The 19,970-nt window shown below is 69.0% G+C and carries 19 protein-coding genes; 2 read left to right on the forward strand and 17 right to left on the reverse strand.

The genetic code is table 11. From position 1 onward, the window contains the following. Positions 1-6: 6 nt before the first annotated feature. The 5 genes from AC3WQR_RS24315 to AC3WQR_RS24335 all read right to left on the reverse strand — a co-directional run bounded on the left by AC3WQR_RS24315 (position 7) and on the right by AC3WQR_RS24335 (position 7,161). Positions 7-1,485 (reverse strand): TPM domain-containing protein, encoded by a 1,479-nt coding sequence (locus AC3WQR_RS24315; protein ID WP_492744196.1) that lies wholly within the window; start codon positions 1,483-1,485, stop codon positions 7-9. Beyond that, on the reverse strand, positions 1,482-3,710 hold the full coding sequence (gene pbpC / locus AC3WQR_RS24320; RefSeq protein ID WP_492744198.1) for a penicillin-binding protein 1C: 2,229 nt from the start codon (positions 3,708-3,710) through the stop codon (positions 1,482-1,484). Before pbpC ends, AC3WQR_RS24315 begins: the two co-directional genes overlap by 4 nt. Positions 3,711-3,783: 73 nt before the next feature. Further along, the gene (locus AC3WQR_RS24325) at positions 3,784-6,186 is read right to left on the reverse strand and encodes an ATP-binding cassette domain-containing protein (RefSeq protein WP_492744200.1); all 2,403 of its coding nucleotides are present in this window, start codon (positions 6,184-6,186) and stop codon (positions 3,784-3,786) included. Between the two features lie 86 nt (positions 6,187-6,272). Beyond that, positions 6,273-6,683: a VOC family protein gene (locus tag AC3WQR_RS24330; protein ID WP_492744202.1), complete on the reverse strand. Its 411-nt coding sequence runs from the start codon at positions 6,681-6,683 to the stop codon at positions 6,273-6,275. A 31-nt stretch (positions 6,684-6,714) separates the two neighbouring features. Beyond that, positions 6,715-7,161, reverse strand: a complete 447-nt coding sequence (locus tag AC3WQR_RS24335; RefSeq protein ID WP_095746499.1) for a helix-turn-helix transcriptional regulator — start codon at positions 7,159-7,161, stop codon at positions 6,715-6,717. 182 nt (positions 7,162-7,343) lie between these two features. Between AC3WQR_RS24335 and AC3WQR_RS24340 the strand changes: the two genes are divergently transcribed. Continuing rightward, on the forward strand, positions 7,344-7,550 hold the full coding sequence (locus AC3WQR_RS24340; RefSeq protein ID WP_062474353.1) for a hypothetical protein: 207 nt from the start codon (positions 7,344-7,346) through the stop codon (positions 7,548-7,550). A gap of 91 nt (positions 7,551-7,641) precedes the next feature. Here AC3WQR_RS24340 and AC3WQR_RS24345 read toward each other — a convergent pair whose 3' ends face one another. The 8 genes from AC3WQR_RS24345 to AC3WQR_RS24380 form a co-directional block, all read right to left on the reverse strand. After that, the gene (locus tag AC3WQR_RS24345) at positions 7,642-8,268 is read right to left on the reverse strand and encodes a LysE family translocator (protein WP_492744204.1); all 627 of its coding nucleotides are present in this window, start codon (positions 8,266-8,268) and stop codon (positions 7,642-7,644) included. 70 nt (positions 8,269-8,338) lie between these two features. Beyond that, a complete protein-coding gene (locus AC3WQR_RS24350) occupies positions 8,339-8,629 on the reverse strand; it encodes a DUF2277 domain-containing protein (protein ID WP_492744206.1) in 291 nt (96 codons plus the stop codon). Positions 8,630-8,718: 89 nt separating this feature from the next. Beyond that, positions 8,719-9,156 carry a hypothetical protein gene (locus tag AC3WQR_RS24355; RefSeq protein WP_307694858.1) on the reverse strand — a complete coding sequence of 146 codons (438 nt, stop codon included), beginning with the start codon at positions 9,154-9,156 and terminating at the stop codon, positions 8,719-8,721. Between the two features lie 176 nt (positions 9,157-9,332). After that, positions 9,333-9,698, reverse strand: coding sequence for a nuclear transport factor 2 family protein (locus AC3WQR_RS24360; RefSeq protein ID WP_095746497.1), 366 nt, complete (start codon positions 9,696-9,698; stop codon positions 9,333-9,335). Positions 9,699-9,773: 75 nt separating this feature from the next. Next, complete coding sequence (locus AC3WQR_RS24365; protein WP_159273158.1) at positions 9,774-10,121, reverse strand: NIPSNAP family protein; 348 nt, start codon at positions 10,119-10,121, stop codon at positions 9,774-9,776. Positions 10,122-10,146: 25 nt separating this feature from the next. Further along, positions 10,147-10,371 carry a hypothetical protein gene (locus tag AC3WQR_RS24370; RefSeq protein WP_492740603.1) on the reverse strand — a complete coding sequence of 75 codons (225 nt, stop codon included), beginning with the start codon at positions 10,369-10,371 and terminating at the stop codon, positions 10,147-10,149. Positions 10,372-10,411: 40 nt separating this feature from the next. Next, complete coding sequence (locus tag AC3WQR_RS24375; protein ID WP_492744209.1) at positions 10,412-10,672, reverse strand: scabin-related ADP-ribosyltransferase; 261 nt, start codon at positions 10,670-10,672, stop codon at positions 10,412-10,414. Between the two features lie 25 nt (positions 10,673-10,697). Then, complete coding sequence (locus AC3WQR_RS24380; RefSeq protein WP_492744211.1) at positions 10,698-11,102, reverse strand: hypothetical protein; 405 nt, start codon at positions 11,100-11,102, stop codon at positions 10,698-10,700. Positions 11,103-11,477: 375 nt separating this feature from the next. Here AC3WQR_RS24380 and AC3WQR_RS24385 point away from each other — a divergent pair, with 375 nt between their 5' ends. Further along, entirely contained in the window at positions 11,478-11,858 is a 381-nt protein-coding gene (locus AC3WQR_RS24385; RefSeq protein WP_492744213.1) for a TetR-like C-terminal domain-containing protein, read from the forward strand. Here the strand turns inward: AC3WQR_RS24385 and AC3WQR_RS24390 are convergent. The 4 genes from AC3WQR_RS24390 to AC3WQR_RS24405 form a co-directional block, all read right to left on the reverse strand. Next, positions 11,838-12,521, reverse strand: a complete 684-nt coding sequence (locus AC3WQR_RS24390) for a VOC family protein (RefSeq protein WP_492744215.1) — start codon at positions 12,519-12,521, stop codon at positions 11,838-11,840. The two genes, AC3WQR_RS24385 and AC3WQR_RS24390, sit on opposite strands and share 21 nt — an antisense overlap. After that, positions 12,518-13,030: a phosphatase domain-containing putative toxin gene (locus AC3WQR_RS24395; RefSeq protein ID WP_369629841.1), complete on the reverse strand. Its 513-nt coding sequence runs from the start codon at positions 13,028-13,030 to the stop codon at positions 12,518-12,520. Before AC3WQR_RS24395 ends, AC3WQR_RS24390 begins: the two co-directional genes overlap by 4 nt. Before the next feature lie 41 nt (positions 13,031-13,071). After that, on the reverse strand, positions 13,072-13,716 hold the full coding sequence (locus AC3WQR_RS24400; RefSeq protein ID WP_492744219.1) for a putative DNA-mimic protein: 645 nt from the start codon (positions 13,714-13,716) through the stop codon (positions 13,072-13,074). Positions 13,717-13,801: 85 nt separating this feature from the next. Further along, a complete protein-coding gene (locus AC3WQR_RS24405; RefSeq protein WP_492744240.1) occupies positions 13,802-19,792 on the reverse strand; it encodes an alpha-2-macroglobulin family protein in 5,991 nt (1,996 codons plus the stop codon). Positions 19,793-19,970 lie beyond the last annotated feature (178 nt).

Consider the following 19,970-nt stretch of genomic DNA (forward strand, 5'->3'; position numbering starts at 1 on the left):
CCCGCTTTACCAGCTGCCCGAGGCGCCGCCGCCGCTGCTCGAACCGCCGCTGTCCGAGGAGGACGAAGACGACGAGGAAGAGGATGAGGAGGACGACGAACTGCTGCTGCTCCAGCCGCTGTCCCCATCGTCGTCGCTGCTGCCCGATTCCCAGACGCCGGGCGGCAGGAAGCCGATCAGCATCGAGAAGAACGCCGCCAGCGCAATGGGAATCCACGAGGTGTCCGGTACCGGGCCGGGCGAGGTGATGTGGAACACGTAGCCGCAGATGCCAGCCACGATGACCAGCCGGACGACGAAGCTGATCACGCTGCGCTGAAAGGTGTTGACCATGCAGCGCACGATGATCACCGCGAACAGCGTCACGCCGCCGATGCACAGCGCCCACAAAAAGCCCCACCAGAAGCGGTCGGCGCCGACCGTCCACGCGATGGCGACCAGCGACGCGATCACGAGCACGAAGCCGCCCATGAAGATGGCGGCCGTGCGCGACATGCCGCAGAGAAAGCCCAGGCCGTAGCCGAAGATCGCCGGCATCGCCAGCACCAGCGCGATGGCCGGATTCAGCAGCGCCGCGCCGGCTGCCAGCGGGCCGGCCCCGAGCAGGCCGAGCACCAGGCGAAGGTCGCGTGGGGCAGGGCGCGCACGCGCCGGTTCGGGCTTCATTGCCGCCAGGGCGTCGGCCCAGGGTTCGGGGCCCGCGCCGGCGTTGCGCCGACCCTTGCGTTTTTTCTCTTCGGCGCGCCGCGAGGCCGAGCTGCCGCGCGGCGGGTCGCGCTCGATGCCGCGGCCGTGGTAGATGCCCAGGCCCAGGCCCCACAGCACCACGCCCAGCAGGCCCCAGCCCTCGGGCGTGACGTGGCCGCCGCGCGTCAGGCTGGTGACCTTCTCGTCGTCGGGTGCGGGTGCGGCGGCGTGGTCCACGACGATCTGCTGCGACTCGGGCGCGATGACGCCCACCTCGCCGTCGAGCAGCCGCGCGAGCGCGCCCACGGCCGCCTGCACGCCGCCGGCGAAGTCGCCCTCGCGAAAGCGCGGCGCCATCTCGCGGTCGATGATGCGGGCCGCCTGGATGTCGGTCACCGTGCCTTCGAGCCCGGTGCCGACCTCGATGCGCATGCGGCGGTCTTTCTGCGCCACGAGCAGCAGGATGCCGTCGTCGGCATCGCTGCGGCCCAGCCGCCACTTCGCGAACACGCGCGTGGCGTAGCCCTCGATGGTGTCCTCGCCCGTGGTCGGCACGATGAGCACTGCGAGCTGGGCCTGGGTGCGGCCCTGGATGTCGGCGATCTGCGCGCGCAGCGCCTCGGCCTCGCCGGCCGGCAGCGCCTGCGCGAGGTCGACCACGCGCGAACTCATCGGCGGCACCGGCACGGGCTTGGCCTGCGCGGCGCGCGGGCCGGCCAGGCACAGCACCAGCAGCAGGCCCAGGCACAGCGACAGCCAGCGGGGCAGCGACAACGGCGCGCGCATCGGCGCGTTCATCGGCGTGCGCCCTTCGCCGCCACCACGCCCGCGCCGCGCACCTCCACCCGGCGCTGGTCGACCACCTTGCCGCTGGCGTCGACCAGCTCGATCAGGTGCCGGCCCGGCCACGGCAGCCACTGCGCGCTGTTGCCGCGCGCGTGGAACTTGCCATCGATGCGCCACTGCACGCCGCGTCCTTCGGCTTCGAAGCGCACGCGCTGGCGCTGCGGCGGAATGTCGGGGTCGAGCGCGAGGATCGTGCCGTCGGACGGCGCCGTGATGCGCGCCGAGGCGGCGTCGCTCGCCATGCCGGTGTCGAGCGCGAACAGCGGTTGCTCGGTGCCCTGCAAAAACCATTCGCTGCGTGCCGCTTCGAGCGGGCTGCCGTCGGCGCCCGGACCGAAGCTCACGCGCGCCTCGACCAGCCCGGCGGGCGGCGCGGGCGCGCGGCTAGGTTCGCGTGCGTGCAGGAAGCGCATCACCTCGGCCCACACGGGCGCGGCGCCGCTGGTGCCGCTCACGTCCCACATCGAGGCGCCGCTGGCGTTGCCGACCCACACGCCGACCGTGTAGCGCTGCGACCAGCCCACGGCCCAGTTGTCGCGCATGTCCTTGCTGGTGCCGGTCTTCACGGCGGTCCAGAAGCGGGTGGACAGGATGCTGTCCAGGCCGAAGGTGCGCGTGCGCGCGTTCGGGTCGGAGAGGATGTCGCCGACGATGAAGGCGGCGCGCGGATCGAGCAGCGGCGCTGCTTCTGCAGGCTTCACCTTGGTGGCCGGGGCAGGGCGCGCCGTGAGCGTCGTCGCGCCGAAGCGCCCGCCGTTGGCCACCATGCGGTAGGCATTGGCCAGCGACAGCAGCGACACCTCGGCGCTGCCCAGCGCCAGGCTGTAGCCGTAGTAGTCGCCGCTTTCGCGCAGCGGCAGGCCGGCGGCGCGCAGCTCGCGCGCGAAGGCTTCGGGCGACACCATCACCAGCGTGCGCACGGCTGGCACGTTGAGCGAGGCGGCCAGCGCGGTGCGCGCCGACACCGGGCCCTTGAAGCGGCGGTCGTAGTTCTGCGGAATGTAGAGGCCGCTCGCGGTGCTGATCTGCGCCGACGAGTCCTCGATGAGCGAGGCCGCCGTGATGCGCTTCTCGGCCAGGGCCTGCGCGTACAGCAGCGGCTTGAGCGTGGAGCCGGGCTGGCGCAGCGCGGTCACGCCGTCGACCTCGGCGGCCTGGCTCAGCGGGCCCGAGGAACCGACCCAGGCCAGCACCTCGCCGCTCGCGTTGTCGAGCACCACGAGCGCGCCGTCTTCCACGTGGCGGTCGCGCAGTTCGCGCAGGTGGCGCTGCAGGCTGTCGAGCGCGTAGCGCTGCAGCGGCGCGCGCAGCGTGGTGCGCACGCTGGTGGGGGCGGTGGCCTTGTCGTTCCCCGCATCACGCAACTCGCGCAGCACCCGCCGCGCGGCATGCGGCGCGATGCCTTCGTTGGGCTCGAACGCACGCCGCTGCACCACCGCGCTGGTGAACATGTCGAGCGCCTCGCAGTCGGTCTTGGCGCCGGGCTCCATCACGCGCAGCACCTCGCAGGCGCGCTGCGCCACCAGGGCGGGGCGGGCGTTGGGCGCGCGCACCAGCGCGGCGGCCACGGCGGCTTCGCGCGCGTCGAGCCCGCTCGGGGCCTTGCTGAAGAGCGTGCGCGAGAGCGCGTCGATGCCGACGATCTCGCCGCGGAAGGGCACCGTGTTCAGGTAGGCCTCGAGGATCTGGTCCTTGCGCCAGCGGCGCTCCAGCTGGGTGGCCGCCACCGTCTGGCCGATCTTCTGCGTGAAGCTGCGCCCGCCCGCTGCGCGGCGCAGGTCGTCGTCGAGCAGGCCCGCCAGCTGCATGGTGATGGTCGAGGCGCCGCGCGTGCGCGTGTTCCACAGGTTGCCCCAGGCGGCGGCCGAGGCGGCGCGCCAGTCGACGCCGCTGTGTTCGTAGAAGCGCTTGTCCTCGCTCAGCACCATGGCCGCGCGCAGCGCGGGCGACACGTCCGCCAGCGCGGTCCACTGGCCGCGCCGCACCGTGGGGTCGGTGCGTACGCGCTGCAGCAGCTCGCCCTGGCGGTCGAGCACGGCGGTCTCGGAGGAACGGAAGTCGCGCTTCACCTCCTCGAAGCTGGCCAGCGCCCAGGCCGAGGGTGCGGCGGCTGCCGTCAGCAGGACCACGGCCAGGGTGTGCCGGGCGGTGGAAGAAAACGAGAACGCAAGAGGCATCGCAGCAGACGGGGCCGCGGGGCGGCAGGCAAAGCGGAGACGGCCCATTCTCCGCCATGCCTTCCGGGACGCGTCAGGTGCCCACGTACGCAGCGAGATGCTGTCCTGTGAGCGTGGCGCGCTTGGCGACCAGCTCGGCCGGCGTGCCCTCGAAGACCACGCGCCCGCCGTCGTGGCCGGCGCCGGGGCCCAGGTCGATGATCCAGTCGGCGTGCGCCATCACCGCCTGGTGATGCTCGATGACGATGACCGACTTGCCCGCATCCACCAACCGGTCGAGCAGGGCCAGCAGCTGCGCCACGTCGGCCAGGTGCAGGCCGGTGGTCGGCTCGTCGAGCACGTACACGCCGCCCTTTTCGGCCATGTGCGTGGCCAGCTTGAGCCGCTGGCGCTCGCCGCCCGACAGCGTGGTGAGCGGCTGGCCCAGGCTCAGGTAGCCCAGGCCCACGTCGGCCAGCCGTTGCAGGATGGCGTGCGCGGCCGGCGTGCGCGCCGGGCCTTCGCCGAAGAAGGCCGCGGCCTCGGTCACCGGCATCGCGAGCACCTCGCTGATGTCGCGCCCGCCGAAGCGGTGCTCGAGCACCGAGGCGTGGAAGCGCTTGCCCTCGCACTCTTCGCAAATGGTGGCCACGCCGGCCATCATCGCCAGGTCGGTGTAGATCACGCCCGCGCCGTTGCAGGTGGGGCAGGCGCCCTCGGAGTTGGCGCTGAACAGCGCCGGCTTCACGCCGTTGGCCTTGGCGAAGGCATTGCGGATCGGGTCGAGCAGGCCGGTGTAGGTGGCCGGGTTGCTGCGCCGCGAGCCGCGGATGGCGCCCTGGTCGACCGCCACCACGCCCGCGCCGGCGGGAATCGATCCGTGCACCAGCGAGCTCTTGCCCGAGCCCGCCACGCCGGTCACGACCACCAGCACGCCCAGCGGAATGTCGACATCGACGTTGCGCAGGTTGTGCGCCTTGGCGCCGCGGATCGGCAGCGCGCCGGTGGGCTGGCGCAGCTTCTTCTTGAGCGCGGCCCGGTCGTCCAGGTGCCGGCCCGTGAGCGTGCCGCTGGTGCGCAGCGCTGCCACGCTGCCTTCGAAGCAGACCGTGCCGCCCGCCGAGCCCGCGCCGGGGCCGAGGTCGACGACATGGTCGGCGATGGCGATCGCCTCGGGCTTGTGTTCCACCACCAGCACCGTGTTGCCCTTGTCGCGCAGGCGCAGCAGCAGCTCGTTCATGCGCTGGATGTCGTGCGGGTGCAGACCGATGGTGGGCTCGTCGAACACGTAGGTCACGTCGGTGAGCGAGGAGCCCAGGTGGCGGATCATCTTCACGCGCTGCGCCTCGCCGCCCGAGAGCGTGCCGGAGGGGCGGTCGAGGCTGAGGTACCCGAGGCCGATCTCGACGAAGGAATCGAGCGTGTGCGCCAGCTTGGCCAGCAGCGGCGCCACCGAGGGCTCGTTCAGGCCGCCGACCCACGCGGCGAGGTCGCTGATCTGCATCGCGCAGGCCTCGGCGATGTTGAGCTTCTTGATGCGCGACGAACGCGCCGCCTCGCTCAGCCGCGTGCCTTCGCATTCGGGGCAGGTGGTGAAGGTCACGGCCCGCTCCACGAAGGCGCGGATGTGCGGCTGCATCGCCTCGACGTCCTTGGCCAGGAACGACTTCTGCACCTGCGGAATGAGGCCCTGGTAGGTGAGGTTGATGCCGTCGATCTTGATCTTGGTCGGCTCCTTGTGGAGCAGGGCGTCGAGCTCCTTCTTGGTGAACTTGCGGATCGGCTTGTCGGGGTCGAAGAAGCCGCAGCCGTTGAAGATGCGCCCGTACCAGCCTTCCATGCTGAAGCCCGGGATGGTGAGCGCGCCTTCGTTGAGCGACTTGCTGTCGTCGTAGAACGCGGTGAGGTCGAAGTCGGTGACCGCGCCCCGGCCTTCGCAGCGCGGGCACATGCCGCCGGTGCGGCTGAAGGTCTGCTTCACCGTCTTGGCGGCGCCGCGCTCCACCGTGATGGCGCCGGTGGCTTTCACCGAGGGCACGTTGAACGCGAAGGCGCTGGGCGAGCCGATGTGCGGCTTGCCCAGGCGGCTGAAGAGAATGCGCAGCATCGCGTTGGCATCGGTCGCGGTGCCGACGGTGGAGCGCGGGTCGCCGCCCATGCGCTCCTGGTCCACGATGATCGCGGTGGTCAGGCCGTCGAGCACGTCGACCTCGGGCCGCGCCAGCGTCGGCATGAAGCCCTGCACGAAGGCACTGTAGGTTTCGTTGATGAGCCGCTGCGATTCGGCCGCGATGGTGCCGAACACCAGCGAACTCTTGCCCGAGCCCGAGACGCCCGTGAACACCGTGAGCCGGCGCTTGGGCAGCTCGACACTGATGTCCTTCAGGTTGTTCACGCGCGCACCCTGCACGCGGATGAGGTCGTGGTGATCGGCGGCGTGCCTGCCGTTCGCGTCCTTCGTGCTCTTTGTTTCCTTCTTCGGGGCCTTGCTGCTCATCGGGTCTTTCTCTGGAAGGGACACGGGGCCGCCACGGCGGCGGTGCCCGTGCAGGAGGTCAGGGGGCTGCGGCGCCGGAGGCCGGCTCAGCGTGTCTGCTGGATGCGGATCAGGTTGCCCGCCGGGTCGCGCACCGCGCAGTCGCGCACGCCGTAGGGCTGGTCGGTGGGCTCCTGCACGATCTCGGTGTTGCGGGCCTGCAGGCGCTCGAAGGTGCCTTCCAGGTCGGGCGTGGCCAGCAGCAGCGAGGCGAAGGTGCCCTTGGCCATCATCTCGGCGACGGTGCGGCGTTCGTCGTCGGTGAGCCCGGGCGTGGCGGCCGGCGGGTACAGCACGATGGAGGTGGCGGGCTGGCCGGCCGGGCCGACCGTGATCCAGTGCATGCCGCCGTAGGCGACGTCGTTGCGCACCTCGAAGCCCAGGGTGTCGCGGTAGAAGGCCAGCGAGGCCTGCGCGTCGGTGTGCGGGAGAAAGCTCGAGTGGATGCTGAGGTTCATGGTGACGATGGTCCGAAGTGTGTACGGGCCGTCATGCTAGGTGCGACTCGGGGTTTCGCGCTTCTCGATTCCTGATCGGGCGCGTCACTTGTTTGGCCACGCACGCCGGCATGCCCGCCGTCGCCTGCGCCGCCTCGCGCCGGTAGACGCCGGGCGACACGCCCACCAGCTCGGTGAAGCGCGTGGTGAAGGTGCCCAGCGAGGCGCAGCCGACCTCGAAGCAGACCTCGGTCACGCTCAGGTCGCCGCGGCGCAGCAGCGCCATCGCGCGCTCGATGCGCCGCGTCATCAGGTAGGCGTAGGGCGACTCGCCATAGGCCAGGCGGAACTGGCGGCTGAGGTGCCCGGCCGACATGTTCGCGTCGCGCGCGAGCGCTTCCACGTCCAGCGGCTGCGCGTGTTCGCGGTCGATGCGGTCGCGCACGCGGCGCAGCCGTGCGAGGTCGGGCAGAGAGGGCTGGGGCTGCGTGGCGGTCATCGGCGGGATCGTGCCACGTCGCTACGGCGTGCTCAAGCGCAGGCAAAGGTTCCACATCCGGTAACGAACTTCACACAAGCGCCTGCATCTGGACACCCGATGCGCACGCAGCGGGGCTTCAATACGGTACGGGCTCGCAGGAGGCGCGCCCGACCGTACAGCCCACCCAAGGAGAACTCCGCATGACGAAAACACTCGCGCTTCTGCTGGCCGCCTCGGCCATCCTGGCTGGTTGCGTGGTCGCCCCCTACGACCGGGGCCCGCCCCCGCGCGGCCACGGCTACGACCGCGACCGCGACGGCGTGCCCAACCGCTACGACCGTGACCGCGACAACGACGGCGTGCCCAATCGCTACGACCGCCGGCCGAACAACCCCTACCGCTACTGACACCGGGGCCGAGGGCCCCCAAAGAAAAAGACCGCGAGGCACGCAGCCCCGCGGTCTTTTTTCTTTCTTTCTTGTGCGTGTGTGGATGTGCTCAGGCAGCGCGGCGCGCCATCAGCGCCCACAGGCCGGCCGCGCTCAGCAGCGAGCCGCCCGCCAGGTGGAAGCGCCGCTGCGCGCGCGGCGAGGCGAGCAGCCGGCCGGCCGAACTCGCGAACACCGCATAGAGCGTGGCGTTGAGCGTGGCCAGCGCCACGAAGGTCAGGGCCAGCACCCACAGCTGGTGCGACACGTCGGCGCCCGGGCGGATGAACTGCGGCAGGAAGGCCACGAAGAACACGATGCCCTTGGGGTTCAGGGCCGTCACCAGGTAGGTGTTGGCGAACAGGCGCCAGCGCGAGGCCGGTGCGGCCGGCGCGGCGGTCTCGGTGGACGAGATGCCGGCGCGCAGCAGCTTGATGCCCAGGTACAGCAGGTACAGGCCGCCGACCCACTTCACCACCGTGAACCAGAAGGCCGACGCGGCCAGCAGCGCGCCCAGCCCCAGCAGCGACACCACCAGCGCGGTCGAATCGCCCAGCGCCACGGCGGCCACCAGCGGCACGTTGGCGCGGCGGCCGTGCGACATCGAATAGCTGATCACCGTGAGGATGGTCGGCCCCGGAATGATCAGCAGCAGCGCGGACGCGGCGACGAAGGCGAGCCAGAGTTCGATGGGCATGGGTGTTCCTGAAAGAGGGAGGAAGAGAGGGAAGGGCGGTGCGCCGTTCAGCGCGGGAACGAAGTCTTTTTCATGCGTCCGAGGCCGAAGCAGGTGCGCCGAAACGCAGCGCGGACCGCGCCTTGGCGCGCTCGGCCTCGATGGCCCGGTCGCGCGGCTCGGCCGTGGTGACCAGCGAGTCGATCAGCCGCGCGGCCGTGGCGGCCACCTCGTCCACGGCGCGCTCGAAGGCCTGCTCGTTGGCGCGCGAGGGCACGCTGAAGCCGCTGAGCTTGCGCACGAACTGCAGGGCGGCAGCGCGGATCTCCTGCTCGGTGGCAGGGGGCTCGAAGTTGTAGAGGGTCTTGATGCTGCGGCACATGGCGAATGCTCCGGTCGGGCGCGGCGCAGGGGCCGCGCGGCCAGTCTAGCGAAATCGCGTTTTCTTGCGCAGCACCCGCCGGGCAAAGGCTACTTCAGGCTCAGGACACCCAGCCCCAACCCGATGACACCCAGCACGAAGCTCACGAGGCTGAGCTGCAGCGGGATGCGGTAGGCGGGATCGGGGTGATCCCAGTGCGCGCGCAGCACCTCGAGCGCGGTGGCCCGGCGGATTTCCATCGCGCAACCGTGAAAGCCCTGCATGTTGATGCTGCTCTTGGGAATCTGCAGCGCGAGCCGGGTCTCGTAGTCGATCTCGATGCCGTCTTCGGGGAAGCCCGGGTCGCGGCCGATGCCCCGGATCATGCGGCAGCAGCGCTTGCCGGCGTTCGTCTTCAGCACCACCCAGGCGTTGCGCCCGCCCAAGGGCGCGAGCCGCTGGTTGTGCACGCGGATCAGCGAGAAAGCCTCGTAGTCCGCCGGGTTGGTGAACGAGCGTTGTTGCGTGACGTGGAGTCCTGTGACCATGATTTCCTCCCTCTGTGAATGAACGCCGGTGCGCCTGCCGGACAGCCCGTGCAGGCGTCGGTTTCGACGTTAGTTCAGAAGGCGGGAGGTGCCCATTGGCGTTGCCATGGAGAGAACGATTCAATCGTCAACAATGGTGAAGCAGGCGGGCGATCCGGCCGCGCGTCGGCCCGGGCTCAGTCGCCCTCGTAGAAGAACTCTTCGCGCACGATCTTGCCGTCCTTGACGGTGTACAGCGCCATCTCTTCCATCGTGAAGCGCTGGCCCGTGGGCTTCATGGTCACGTCGAAGCGAAAGCCCACGATGAAGCGGTCGTCGTGCGGCCAGGGGCCGGCCACCTGGAACGAATGCACCTCGTGGTTGGCCACCCACCATTCACCCTTGGCGCGGATGGCCGACAGACCCACCGACTCGCGCGACATCCCGGGCGGCGCGCTGGCCTCGACGCTGACGGCCTCGGGCGCGTAGAGCGCCTGGGCTTCATCGAATGTCCCTGCTTTGCACAGCGCCACGAGCTTGGCGGCGATTTCCTGGGTGTTCATGCGTTTCTCCAGTGAGTTGGGGGGATGACGGGAGGCGCAGTGTAGGCCCGCGCACCGTGCGTCGTCGACCGATGTTCAACGCGCTGGTTCGTTGAGCGCGCGCAGGCTGTCGACGCCCTCCGGCGAGAGCCACAGCAGCGTGTTCAGGTAGGTCTCGATGCGGTCGACCAGCGCGCTGCGCGGGCCCTCGCGCCATTCGGTGGAACCGTAGAACGCCGCCTGCTCGGCCTCCAGCGCCTCGCGGCTCGCGTAGGCGCGCACGAGGTGGTAGCTCTCTTCCTCGTGGTCCGACCGGCCATAGCTCACCACGTCCATGCCCTTGCTGCGCAGCATGGGCACCGCGCGTTCATGCATCGCGCGGTGGAAGTCGTCGAGGGTGCCGGGCTTGAGGCGGTAGGTGCGGATTTCGAGGAGGCGGGTCATGAGGCGTCTTTCGCTGCAGCGTGAGCTACGCGTAGAGAAACGTAACCACCGTGAAATACAGAACCAGGAGACATGCCAGGATGCCCTTGGCGTTCTTCGTGACGAAATCAATGTAGCGTGACATGGCCTCGTCCGTGAGCCGAGCCTGCAGCGCATGTTCTGCAGGCAGAACAGCACGTAGCAGATAGCCGCCGAAGAAGATGATGGCCACGAGCACGACCATGAGGAGCAGTGGCAGAAGGAGGAACATGAGGGCTTGAGCGTATTCCGCTGGTTTCTACAGCCGGTCGTCAGAGGTCGACGAAGTCATCGGGCGTTGCGGCGTGCGTAGCGACACAGTACCGCACGATGCTCTCGGGTGGAATGTTCCGGGAGAACAGGACTTCTGATTCCAGCTCGAATGTCGGGACCGTCTTCCCCCAGGACACCACGTCAACTCCGCCTCGAGACTTGATCTTGTAGAAAAAGCCGCGTCCGTTCAATGCATGGTCAAGTGCAATTTCAAAACGTGTGGATGTGCTCACGTAGATGCTCGCACCCGTCTCTCGCATTGGAATTCGTCGCGGATATCGACCACTATCCCTCGCGGTGCTTGCTCAAGCAGGCCTTGATACTCGTCTCTTCGCGATTGAACTTCACGACGCCACTGTAGTCCGATGTGTCGAGTTGGAAGCGACCGTCGTCGCGGATATAGGCGACCAGAAACTGCGAAGCGGCGACGACAAGGTCCACGCGGTAGCCGTCGGCGCGTTTCGTCTGCCGAACGTGTGGCAGCAGGATGTTCTCCGAGGGGGAGGCCATCGCATCGTTGACGCAATCCACCATTGCTGCCTGCTCTGACTTTCGATAGCGACCATCCACGATGGTCCGAAACTTTGACGGAGTCGCGACGGTGTTTACGCTCGTGGTGAACTCCCCGGTGGACACGGTGGTACAGCCAGACAAAAGGGCCACGATGGTGAGGGAGGCGGCAAGTTTCACAGGTTCCTTCGCTTGATTGCTGGACGTTGGTACTTCATGCCAGGAAAAGTGCGTCGAGCACGCATTTCTGACGTTGCTCAGTCTACCCACGTGCCGACGGCGGCAACGAGCACTTTGAGCTTCCGGCGAATCGGATCGTGAGTGGGGCGGGGGCGTGAATCACTGTTGCTCTTGTCGAGACCTCAAGAGCCATTCATTGCGGTAGTCCAGCTGACAATGCTGCCGCGGCTGTTGAGCGGTGCGCGTGTCTGTGGAGCAGCAGATCAGGCTTCCTTCATCGGAACTGCGCTCGGCATCGCTAGGACGGTTGCGTACGGAGTACGCAAGAGCTGATGTTGGGGCGCTTCGGACAGGCATGTCTGTCGGCTTGAGACAGTGAACCCGCTCAGCACGGTGGTGCGCACGCTGTCGTCGCACATGGGGCGCCACATCACGACGATCATTGCGGCCGCGGACCCCGACACCGAGCTGTCGAAGGCCCTTCGCAACCACTTCATCCTGTCGCGCCGCGACGAAGGGCGGGTGCTGTTGCAGCAAGCGGCCGAGGCGGGCGAGATCCGGCCGGATGCCGACCTCGAGATCGAGCTCGACCAGATCTACGGGCCGTTGTTCTTCAGGCCGCTGATGGGGCACGCGCCGCTCGATGCGGGCTTTGTCGAAGGGCTGATCGGCAGCCTGCTCGTCGGGCTTGGCACGAGCCCCGCGAGCGGCAAGCGCAAGCCCGCAACGCGTGCGTCACGGAGCAAGGCGGCCTGAAGCGGTGGGGGTGTCGGTGGGCTGAAGCAGGTCCCACTTGTTGCCGCAAAGATCGAGGAAGACGGCAACCGTACCGTGCGGCTCGTGGCGTGGCGCTTCGAGAAAGCGCACGCCGCGGGATGTCATGTGTTCGTGGTCGGACGCGAAGTCCGTGGTGTGCAGGAACAGGAAGACACGCCCGCCGGCCTGCTTGCCGACGCTGGCACTCTGCTCGTCGGTCACGGCCTTGGCCAGCAGCAGCGCGGTGCCGGCATTGCCGGTGTTGCGTGCTGGCGCAACCACCACCCATCGCTTGCCCGTACCGCGCGGCGTGTCTTCGACCAACTCGAAGCGCAGCGCCTCGGTGAAGAAGCGGATGGCTTCGTCGTAGTCGTGGACGAGGAGGGTGACGGTGGCGAGTTGACGGGTCATGGGAGGCGTTTGCGTTGCGCTGTCGTCCGCGACCGCGATGCAGCGCGCCAGCAGGCCGGCCTCGCGCACCTCTTCGGTGGTGTTCACCTGGAACACGTTCTGGCCGCAGTCGCTGCAATACCGGACGCCGGGCGTGGCGGTGGCTTCGAGTGCGTCCCAGGGCTTGGGGCACGAGAGCGATCCGTCGTGTTCGCTTCCCGACGGCGCCTGTGGATCGACTGGCGCGCGACCGATGCGGATCGACTTCTTCATGGGGGCGGTGGGCGGTGGGTGCCGAGGATGTACTGCGCGACCCATTCCGCCTGTTCCGGTGTGTCGGGCATGTCGACGCCCCGCGAGCGGCTCAGCAGGTGAAAGATGTTCTGGCGCGGAACGCCGAGCCCGTGCAGCAGGCTGCCCGCGATGAGGCCCGTGCGGCCGATGCCTGCGCGGCAGTGGATGGCGATGGCCTTTCCGCTCGCGAGTTCGGCGCCCAGTTCGGCAATGAAGGCCGCCGCGTCCCGCTGCGAGGCCGGCAGGCCTCGGTCCGGAATCGGGAAATGCCGGAACGCGATGCCATGTTCGGCGCACAGCGCAGGCTCTTCCCGGAGTTCAAGTGCCCTGATTTCCTGCGCCTCGAGCAGGGAGACCACCATGTCCAGCGAGGCACGCTGCCAGGCCGCCACCTCCTCGCGCAGCTGGTCGCCGCCGCGCGGGCGTGCCATCAGGCCCAGCCGATGCGGCTGTATGTCGCGGACCCAGTGGATGGTGGTCTCGAACATGGTCTGCGGACCTTACAGCCGATCGATCAGCCGCATCGCCCTCAGGTGAAAACGATCGCCGTCTTGTGCGCGATGCTCAGCCGCGCCGATTCGTACAGCAGCAGCCACGATTCGGTCTCGCGGTAGAGGCCTTCGTCCTCGCCCATGCTGTCGGCGATCCGCGCGGCTTCCTCGTCGGACAGCTCGCCGTCCGAAAGCGTGATGCCGAGGGCGGGCGCCACCAGCACCAGTTCCTCGAGCAGGCGGTACGACGAGCCGAGCATGCCGCCGGGCAGGTCGGTCTCGTCTTCCTCGGCAAAGATCACTTCGTCGAAGTCGACCGGCAGGTAGAAACCTTCCGCGTCGGAGTGGCACAGCAGGTGGCTTTCGAACATGTTGGCCACGTCTTCGAGCGTCTCGTCTTCCGTGGGATCGGTGTCTTCCGGCAAGGGCGTGGCGATCCAGCCGGGCGTCGTCACGCGGTGTGCGTAGGCGCGGCGCAGGTAGTGGATGAACGAATAGGGCAGGCCGTCCAGCGGCGCGCGGGATTCGAGCGGCGGCAGCGTGCGAGGCTCGACGTGCGGCGGCAGGCCGGCTTCGGCGAGCTTGCGGTTCGCGGCGGCGAAATCTGCCTCGAAGTGTTCGGCGCTCTCGGGATCGTTCTCGATCAGGTCGGCGAGGATGCCGACGCAAATGGCCAGGCCCATGGGGTTCTCCAGGTAGTGGGTTCGCCGCGATGGTGACGAGAAGCGGTGAAGGCGGGATGACGGCCCGCCTTCACCGTGGCCCCTGCTACTTCGCCGCCTCCACCTTCACCCGCGCATTCGGCGTCTCGCCGAACATCTCGGGCGCGTACATCGCTTCCACGCGGCTGGGCGGCAGCGCGAAGTCGCCGACGTTGTTCAGGCGCACGGTGTATTCCATCTTCACGACGCCCTTGGGCAGGTACTCGTAGTAGCTGCGGAAGGCCTCGAAGCTGCGCTCCTCGAACGCCGGCCAGCCGGAACCGCTCTTCTTCTCGCCCTGCGTGGCGATCTGCGAGTCGCGGCCCAGGCCGCTGCCCAGGATGGTGGCGCCGCCCGGGACCGGGTCGGTGATCACGACCCAGGTCATGTCGGTGCTGGCGTTGACCTCGATGCTCACGCGCAGCACGTCGCCGCGCGTGTACTTGCCGGCCACGGCCTGCTCGACCGGCGTGACGGTCTTCTTCAGCGCGTAGCCCGCCGCAAACGGTGCCTTCAGCTGCACGGCGGCCAGCGACTGCAGCGTGAGCCACGGCTTGCCGGTGCCCTGCTGCGTGACCAGCAGCGTGTCGCGCACGGGCGCACCCGTGGGCGATGCGGACCAGGGCAGGAACATCGTGTTGTTGCGCAGGTTGCCCGGCGAGGCGGGGGCGCCGAACATCGTGGTCTGGTTCGGGGCGCCGGTTGCGTCGCTGGCCTTCACGCGCTCCACCTTGCTCCAGTCGACCTGCGCCTTCACCGCGCCCAGCGTGGCGGCGGTGACGCCGGCCACCGGCGTGCTCTCGAACACCTTGCTGAACTTCTCCAGCGCCAGCCCGCCCCACAGGTTGGCGGTGGTGGTGTGCCAGGCGCCGTTCTGCTGGCGGCCGATGAAGCCGTTGGCGAGCTTGCCGATGTCGTCCTTCCAGGCCGGGTCGTCCATCACCGTGAGCAGCAGGCGCGCGGTGTTGACGTCGCCGTTGGTCATGAGCCACCACCAGTAGTCGTCCTGCTCGGTGCTGAAGATGAGCTTGGTGCCCTGGTACGACAGGCGCGCCTTCAGCACGTTGTTGGCCTCGTCCAGGCGCTGCTGGCGCTGCGGCACGTCGTTCACGCGCTTCAAGATGTTGACCCAGTCGATCACCGCGCTGGTGGGCCACTGGTTCGGCGCGATGGTGATGCTGCCGAGCATGCTGCCCTTGGCCTTGCCGTAGCGCGACAAGGCTTCGAGCGCGGCGAGCTTGCGCACGTCCAGGTCCTTGCGCGGGCTCCAGAACTCGCGCGTGACGCGGCCTTCGACGAACGCGATCAGGCCCGACTCCATCGGTGCGCGCGCGTCGTCGGCGAGCGCGAAGGCCGGGTTGAGCTGGGCCGCTTCGTGCGTGGCCGCGAGCAGGTACGACGTGAGGATGTCGCTGCCGCGGTTGGCTTCGCCGTCGCGCGGCGGGAAGTAGCTGGCCAGGCCGTCGCTGTCCAGGTAGGTGGGCAGCGTGGCCAGCACGCCCTGCCACATCTTCGCGTCGCGCAGGCCGACCGCCTTGCTGGTCTTCTGTTCGAGGCAGCTGAAGGGGTAGTTGGCGAACCAGTCGCGCACGCCCGGCAGGCCTTCGGCCAGCTTGGGTTGCAGCGATATCTTCAGGCCGCCGCGGCCGGGCAGGGCGTCGGCGGGCGGTGCCACGTCGAGCGTGAACGGCCCGTCGACCTGCACCAGCGTGGCCTGCTGCACCGTGAGCGGCACGGCGGGCACGATGCGCTGGCGCACCTTGAGCGCGTCGCGCGCGCCACCGACCGTGTCTTTCGCCTCGATCTCCCACAGGATGGCTTCGGCGCGCGTCTGCGCGAGCTGCGCGGGCGCGGTCACGTTCCAGGCCACCTCGCGCGATTCGCCGGCGGGAATGTCGACGGTCTGCGTTTCGAGCGTGAGCAGCGTGGCGCGCGGCGTGGCTTCCACCTTCATCGGTTTCTGCGTGGTGTTGCGCAAGGTGATCTGCGCGCGGAACTGGTCGTCCTCGCGCACCAGCGGCGGCAGGCCGCTGATGATCTGCAGGTCTTGCGTGGCCTGGATGCTGGCCTGGCCGGTGCCGAACAGGCTGGTGCCCGCATCGGCCACGGCCACGATCTTGAAGGTGGTGAGCGCGTCGTTCAGCGGCACCGTCACCACGGCCTGACCGTTGGCGTCGAGCACGATCTTCGGGTTCCACACCAGCAGGGTGTCGAGCAGCTCGCGCGTCTGGCCCTTGCCGCCGCCGCCGCCCGCGGGCACGGCCTTGCGCCCGTAGTGGCGCCGGCCGACGATTTCCATCTGCGCGGTGGAGGTGCTCACGCCCCAGCTGCGCCGCTGCAGCATCGCGTTGAGCAGGTTCCAGCTGTCGTTGGGCATGAGCTCCAGCAGGGCCTGGTCGACCGCGGCCAGCGCCACTTCGGCGCCGGCGGCCGGCTTGCCGTCGGGCAGCTTGGCGGTGATGGTGACCTGCGCCTTGCTGCGGATCGGGTAGCTGGGCTTGTCGCTGGTGACGGTCACGTCGATCTGGTGCGCGCGCGTGCCGACGCGGATCTCGGCCATGCCCAGGCGGTAGGCGGGCTTGCTCAGGTCGACCATCGCGGTGGGCGCGACGTATTCCTTGCCCTCGTACCAGAAGGCGGTCCACCACTCGCGCGGCGCCTTGAAGCCCCAGGTGAAGAAGCTGTACCACGGCACTTCGCGCAGGCGCCCGCGCAGCGCGAGCACGCTCACGTAGGCGTTCGGGCCCCACTCGGGCTTGACCTGCAGGCTGACCGTCGGGTCCTTGCCGTCCAGCTGCACCACGTGCGTCTCGATGATGCCTTCGCGTTCCACCGCCACCAGCGCGGTGGCAAAGCGGAACGGGCTGCGCACCTGGAACTTGGCGACCTCGCCGGGCTGGTAGCTCTTCTTCTCGGGCAGCACGTCGATGCGGTCGTTGTCCTCGCCGCCGAACCACAGTTCGCCCTGCTTGGTCACGTAGACCGAGCTCACGGCGCTGGCGCTGCGGCCGTCGCTGTCGGTGGCGCTGGCCACCAGCTCGACCTCGCCGGCCTCCTTCAGCTCCGACTCGCACAGCAGCAGGCCGCGCGAGTCGCTCTTGCCGGAGCAGACGGTGCCGATGTCCTTCGTTTCGGTCTTGTTGTCGTAGGTGTAGAAGCCGCCCACCATGCGCTTGCGGCTGGTGGTGGTGATGCGCGCCACGGCGCGCACGTTGAGCGTCACGCCGGCCTGGGGCTTGCCCGTGAGGTCGAGCGCGAGCGCCTGGAACTTGAGCTTCTGGCTGGTCGAGACCCAGCCCTCGGTCTTGATGCCGGCGATGACCGACGCGGGCCACAGCGTCTGCGTGCTGCGAATGGTCTGCACCTCGCCGTTCGGGTCGGCGTAGGTGGCTTCGAGCAGCAGCTCGCGCGCGGCCTTCACCTTGGGCACCTTGTCGATCGTGACCTTGCCGGCGCCGTCCTTGTTCAGCGTGAGCGGCAGCTTGTCGGCGATCACGCGGGTGTCGTTCACGCTGTTGAGGTCTTCCTCGCCGGCGCTCGTGTCGGCGGCGGTGGCGGCTTCGCTGCCGTCGCCGGCGGCGCGCGGCGGGTTGAAGCTGAAGGCGTCGTAGTCGGAAAAGCTCAGGCCCTTGCCGCGCACCATGGCCGACACGCGCACCGGCAGGTTGGCGGCGCCGCCGCCGGCCACGTAGTTGATCTGCACGTCGGTGGGCACGCTCGTGGCGGCCACCAGCGGCTTCTTCTCGGTGGGCGCGATGCGGCCTTCGAGGACCGGCAGGCGGAACTCCTCGACGCGGAAGATGCCGGTCGAGTAGGTGCGGTTGTTGCCTTCGTCATTGGTGCCGTCGCCGCTGCGCAGCTCGACCTGGTACACGCCGAGCTTGGCGGCCGGCGGAATGGCAAAGCTGTTCTCTGCGCTCAGGCCGCCGGTGGCGGTCTTGCGCCAGGCCAGCGGCTGGGTGAAGCGCTGGCCGCTGCCCATGTGGGTCACGACCAGCGTGTCGGGCCGGTCTGCCGGCAGGCCGAAGCCCTTGCTGGTCTGCGTGCGCAGCAGGCTCTTCATCGACACCGTCTCGCCGGCGCGCAGCAGCGTGCGGTCGAAGATGGTGTGGGCGATGCCATCGGGGCGCACGTCCAGGCTGGTGGGCACGTTGAAGCGCCAGGGCTCGATGCCGCGCTGCCAGTCGCTCCAGGTGAAGGCGAGGTCTTCCACGCCCTTGTCGTCCTTGGCGCGCGCGCTCACGAACCAGGCGCTGGTCTCGTACTCGTTCGGGCCGTTGCAGCTGGGTGCATCGGGCGACACGCCGTTGAGCATCACGATGCCGCTGGCGTCGGTGGTGCCGGTGGCCACGGCCTTGCCGTCGCAGCTGGACACGCGCACCTCGGCGCCCGCCACCACCTTGCCCTTGTCGAGCGTGGTGACCCAGGCCATCGAGTTCTCGCGGCCCAGCTTGAAGTGCACCGCCAGGTTGGTGGCCAGCGCGGTGGTGCGCACGTACATCGTGCGCCCGGCGTTGTAGCGCTCGTCGAGCAGGGCTTCGCCGAGTTTCTGCGAGGCGATCTCCAGCACGTGGAAGCCCGGCGTGAGCGGGATGCCGACCACTTCGAAGGGGCGCGGGTCGCCGCTCTCGGCCTTGGGCATGTCCAGGGCCTTCACGCCCGGCTGGCCGCCGAGCAGCGACACCATGCGCGCCTGCACGTGCGAGCGTTCGTTCTTGTCGATCACCGGGGGCAGGGCGCCCTTCACGTCGCGGCGCGCGGTGTCGCGGCTGACCGTGTAGCTGTCGTAGCGGCGCACCTTGCGGTACCACGCGATGATCTCGGCGTCGGTCTTGGGGTTGAGGTCGCTCACCTTGCCGGGCGTGAGCGCCTGCACCATGAGTTGCGGCTCCACGCGGCGCACGGTGACCGGCATCATCGCCGGGGTGCCGGGCTCGGCCAGGCGCTCGATCACGCCGAAGGGCGAGGCCGCGAACTTGGCCAGCGGCGGCATCGCGCCGGTCGCCACCTTCAGCGGAAAGCTGCCGGGCGTGCCCAGCGGGCGGCCCGAGGCGTCCTGGAAGCCGGAAGGCAGCTCGATGCTGAACTGCGTGCTCTCGGCCAGCGGCGGGCCGAAGCTCGCGCTGTTGACCACGTCGTCGTCGTTCTGCGAGCCGCCGCCGCTTTCGAGCGTGGCCTTGAGCGTCTTGCCGTCGCCCTTGAGCACGATCTGCGACGCCACCTTGCGCGTCACCGGCGCATTGAACTGCAGCTGCATCGGGCGCAGCGGCAGGCAGGCGGCCTGCGCGTTCTCGCGCTCGCAGGTGAAGGACACGGCGAAGGGCTCGCGCACCTGGTAGTCGAAACGGCGTTCCACGTTGTTGGCGACGCCCGACGGCGTGGCCACGCCCTTGCCGTAGACGACCTGCACCTTGGCGCCCGGCGTGAGCGTGCGGTTGCACTGCATCGTGATGAAGCGCAGCGGGTCTTTCGCGGCTTCCTTCTCACGGTGGAAGGCCTTGAGCAGCTCGGTGCGCGCCTCGCCCTCGAGCAGCTTGGCCGGAATGCGTTCGCCGACACCGTCGGCCGCGCACCAGACGTTCTGGCGCACGCTGTCGATGGTGGCTGCGCCGTTGAGCTCGAGCACGAACATCTGCTGCTCGTCGATGCGGGCGTAGGTGCCCGGCATGTAGTTGCGCACGAACGGGCCGCCGCTATTGAATTGATAGCGCTCGGGGCCGGTCAGCTCGCCGCCGCCGGCCGGCTTGAAGGTGGGAACGCGGGTGACCGAGCAGCGCACGCCGGGCGGCAGGTCGTTCTCGAAGTCGTAGACCCAGGCCTTGGCGTCGGTCCAGCGGCCGGTGCCCTTGCCGGCCTGCGCGTCGGAGCAGCTCACGGTGAGCGGGGCGGGCGCCTTGGGGTCGCCGAAGTTGACCGCCGCCTGATCGAATTTGGCGACGACCTGGCGCACGCGCGCCACTTCGCCCTGCGGGGTCAGGCTGGTGATCTGAAGTGCATGGCCCGGGCCCGCCGCGAGCGCGCCGGCGGCCAGTAGCAATGTCGGAATGAAACGGTTCACGGAGTTCTCCACCTTGAGGCAGCGCGCAGCGTAGCCGATTTGCATGGCGCTTCGGGAGTGCCAAGCGTCATAGGCCGTGCGTGTTTGAAGCGCGCGTTCGGTCGACGTACGCCGGTCTTCTTACAATCGCTGACGTCGTGCGTGCGCTGCGCAGACCGCCACCAAGACCTCGCCGCCG

The organism is Variovorax sp. FW305-3-2-15-B-LB1, assembly GCF_058787635.1.

Coding starts and splice junctions, on each gene's coding strand:
- AC3WQR_RS24350 (WP_492744206.1), bottom strand. CDS start 8,629: ATGTGCCGCAGCATCAAGACCCTCTACAACTTCGAGCCCCCTGCCACC.
- AC3WQR_RS24365 (WP_159273158.1), bottom strand. CDS start 10,121: ATGACCCGCCTCCTCGAAATCCGCACCTACCGCCTCAAGCCCGGCACC.
- AC3WQR_RS24355 (WP_307694858.1), bottom strand. CDS start 9,156: ATGGTCACAGGACTCCACGTCACGCAACAACGCTCGTTCACCAACCCG.
- AC3WQR_RS24390 (WP_492744215.1), bottom strand. CDS start 12,521: ATGAAGAAGTCGATCCGCATCGGTCGCGCGCCAGTCGATCCACAGGCG.
- AC3WQR_RS24345 (WP_492744204.1), bottom strand. CDS start 8,268: ATGCCCATCGAACTCTGGCTCGCCTTCGTCGCCGCGTCCGCGCTGCTG.
- AC3WQR_RS24400 (WP_492744219.1), bottom strand. CDS start 13,716: ATGGGCCTGGCCATTTGCGTCGGCATCCTCGCCGACCTGATCGAGAAC.
- AC3WQR_RS24395 (WP_369629841.1), bottom strand. CDS start 13,030: ATGTTCGAGACCACCATCCACTGGGTCCGCGACATACAGCCGCATCGG.
- AC3WQR_RS24330 (WP_492744202.1), bottom strand. CDS start 6,683: ATGAACCTCAGCATCCACTCGAGCTTTCTCCCGCACACCGACGCGCAG.
- pbpC (WP_492744198.1), bottom strand. CDS start 3,710: ATGCCTCTTGCGTTCTCGTTTTCTTCCACCGCCCGGCACACCCTGGCC.
- AC3WQR_RS24340 (WP_062474353.1), top strand. CDS start 7,344: ATGACGAAAACACTCGCGCTTCTGCTGGCCGCCTCGGCCATCCTGGCT.
- AC3WQR_RS24325 (WP_492744200.1), bottom strand. CDS start 6,186: ATGAGCAGCAAGGCCCCGAAGAAGGAAACAAAGAGCACGAAGGACGCG.
- AC3WQR_RS24335 (WP_095746499.1), bottom strand. CDS start 7,161: ATGACCGCCACGCAGCCCCAGCCCTCTCTGCCCGACCTCGCACGGCTG.
- AC3WQR_RS24375 (WP_492744209.1), bottom strand. CDS start 10,672: ATGCGAGAGACGGGTGCGAGCATCTACGTGAGCACATCCACACGTTTT.
- AC3WQR_RS24370 (WP_492740603.1), bottom strand. CDS start 10,371: ATGTTCCTCCTTCTGCCACTGCTCCTCATGGTCGTGCTCGTGGCCATC.
- AC3WQR_RS24315 (WP_492744196.1), bottom strand. CDS start 1,485: ATGAACGCGCCGATGCGCGCGCCGTTGTCGCTGCCCCGCTGGCTGTCG.
- AC3WQR_RS24360 (WP_095746497.1), bottom strand. CDS start 9,698: ATGAACACCCAGGAAATCGCCGCCAAGCTCGTGGCGCTGTGCAAAGCA.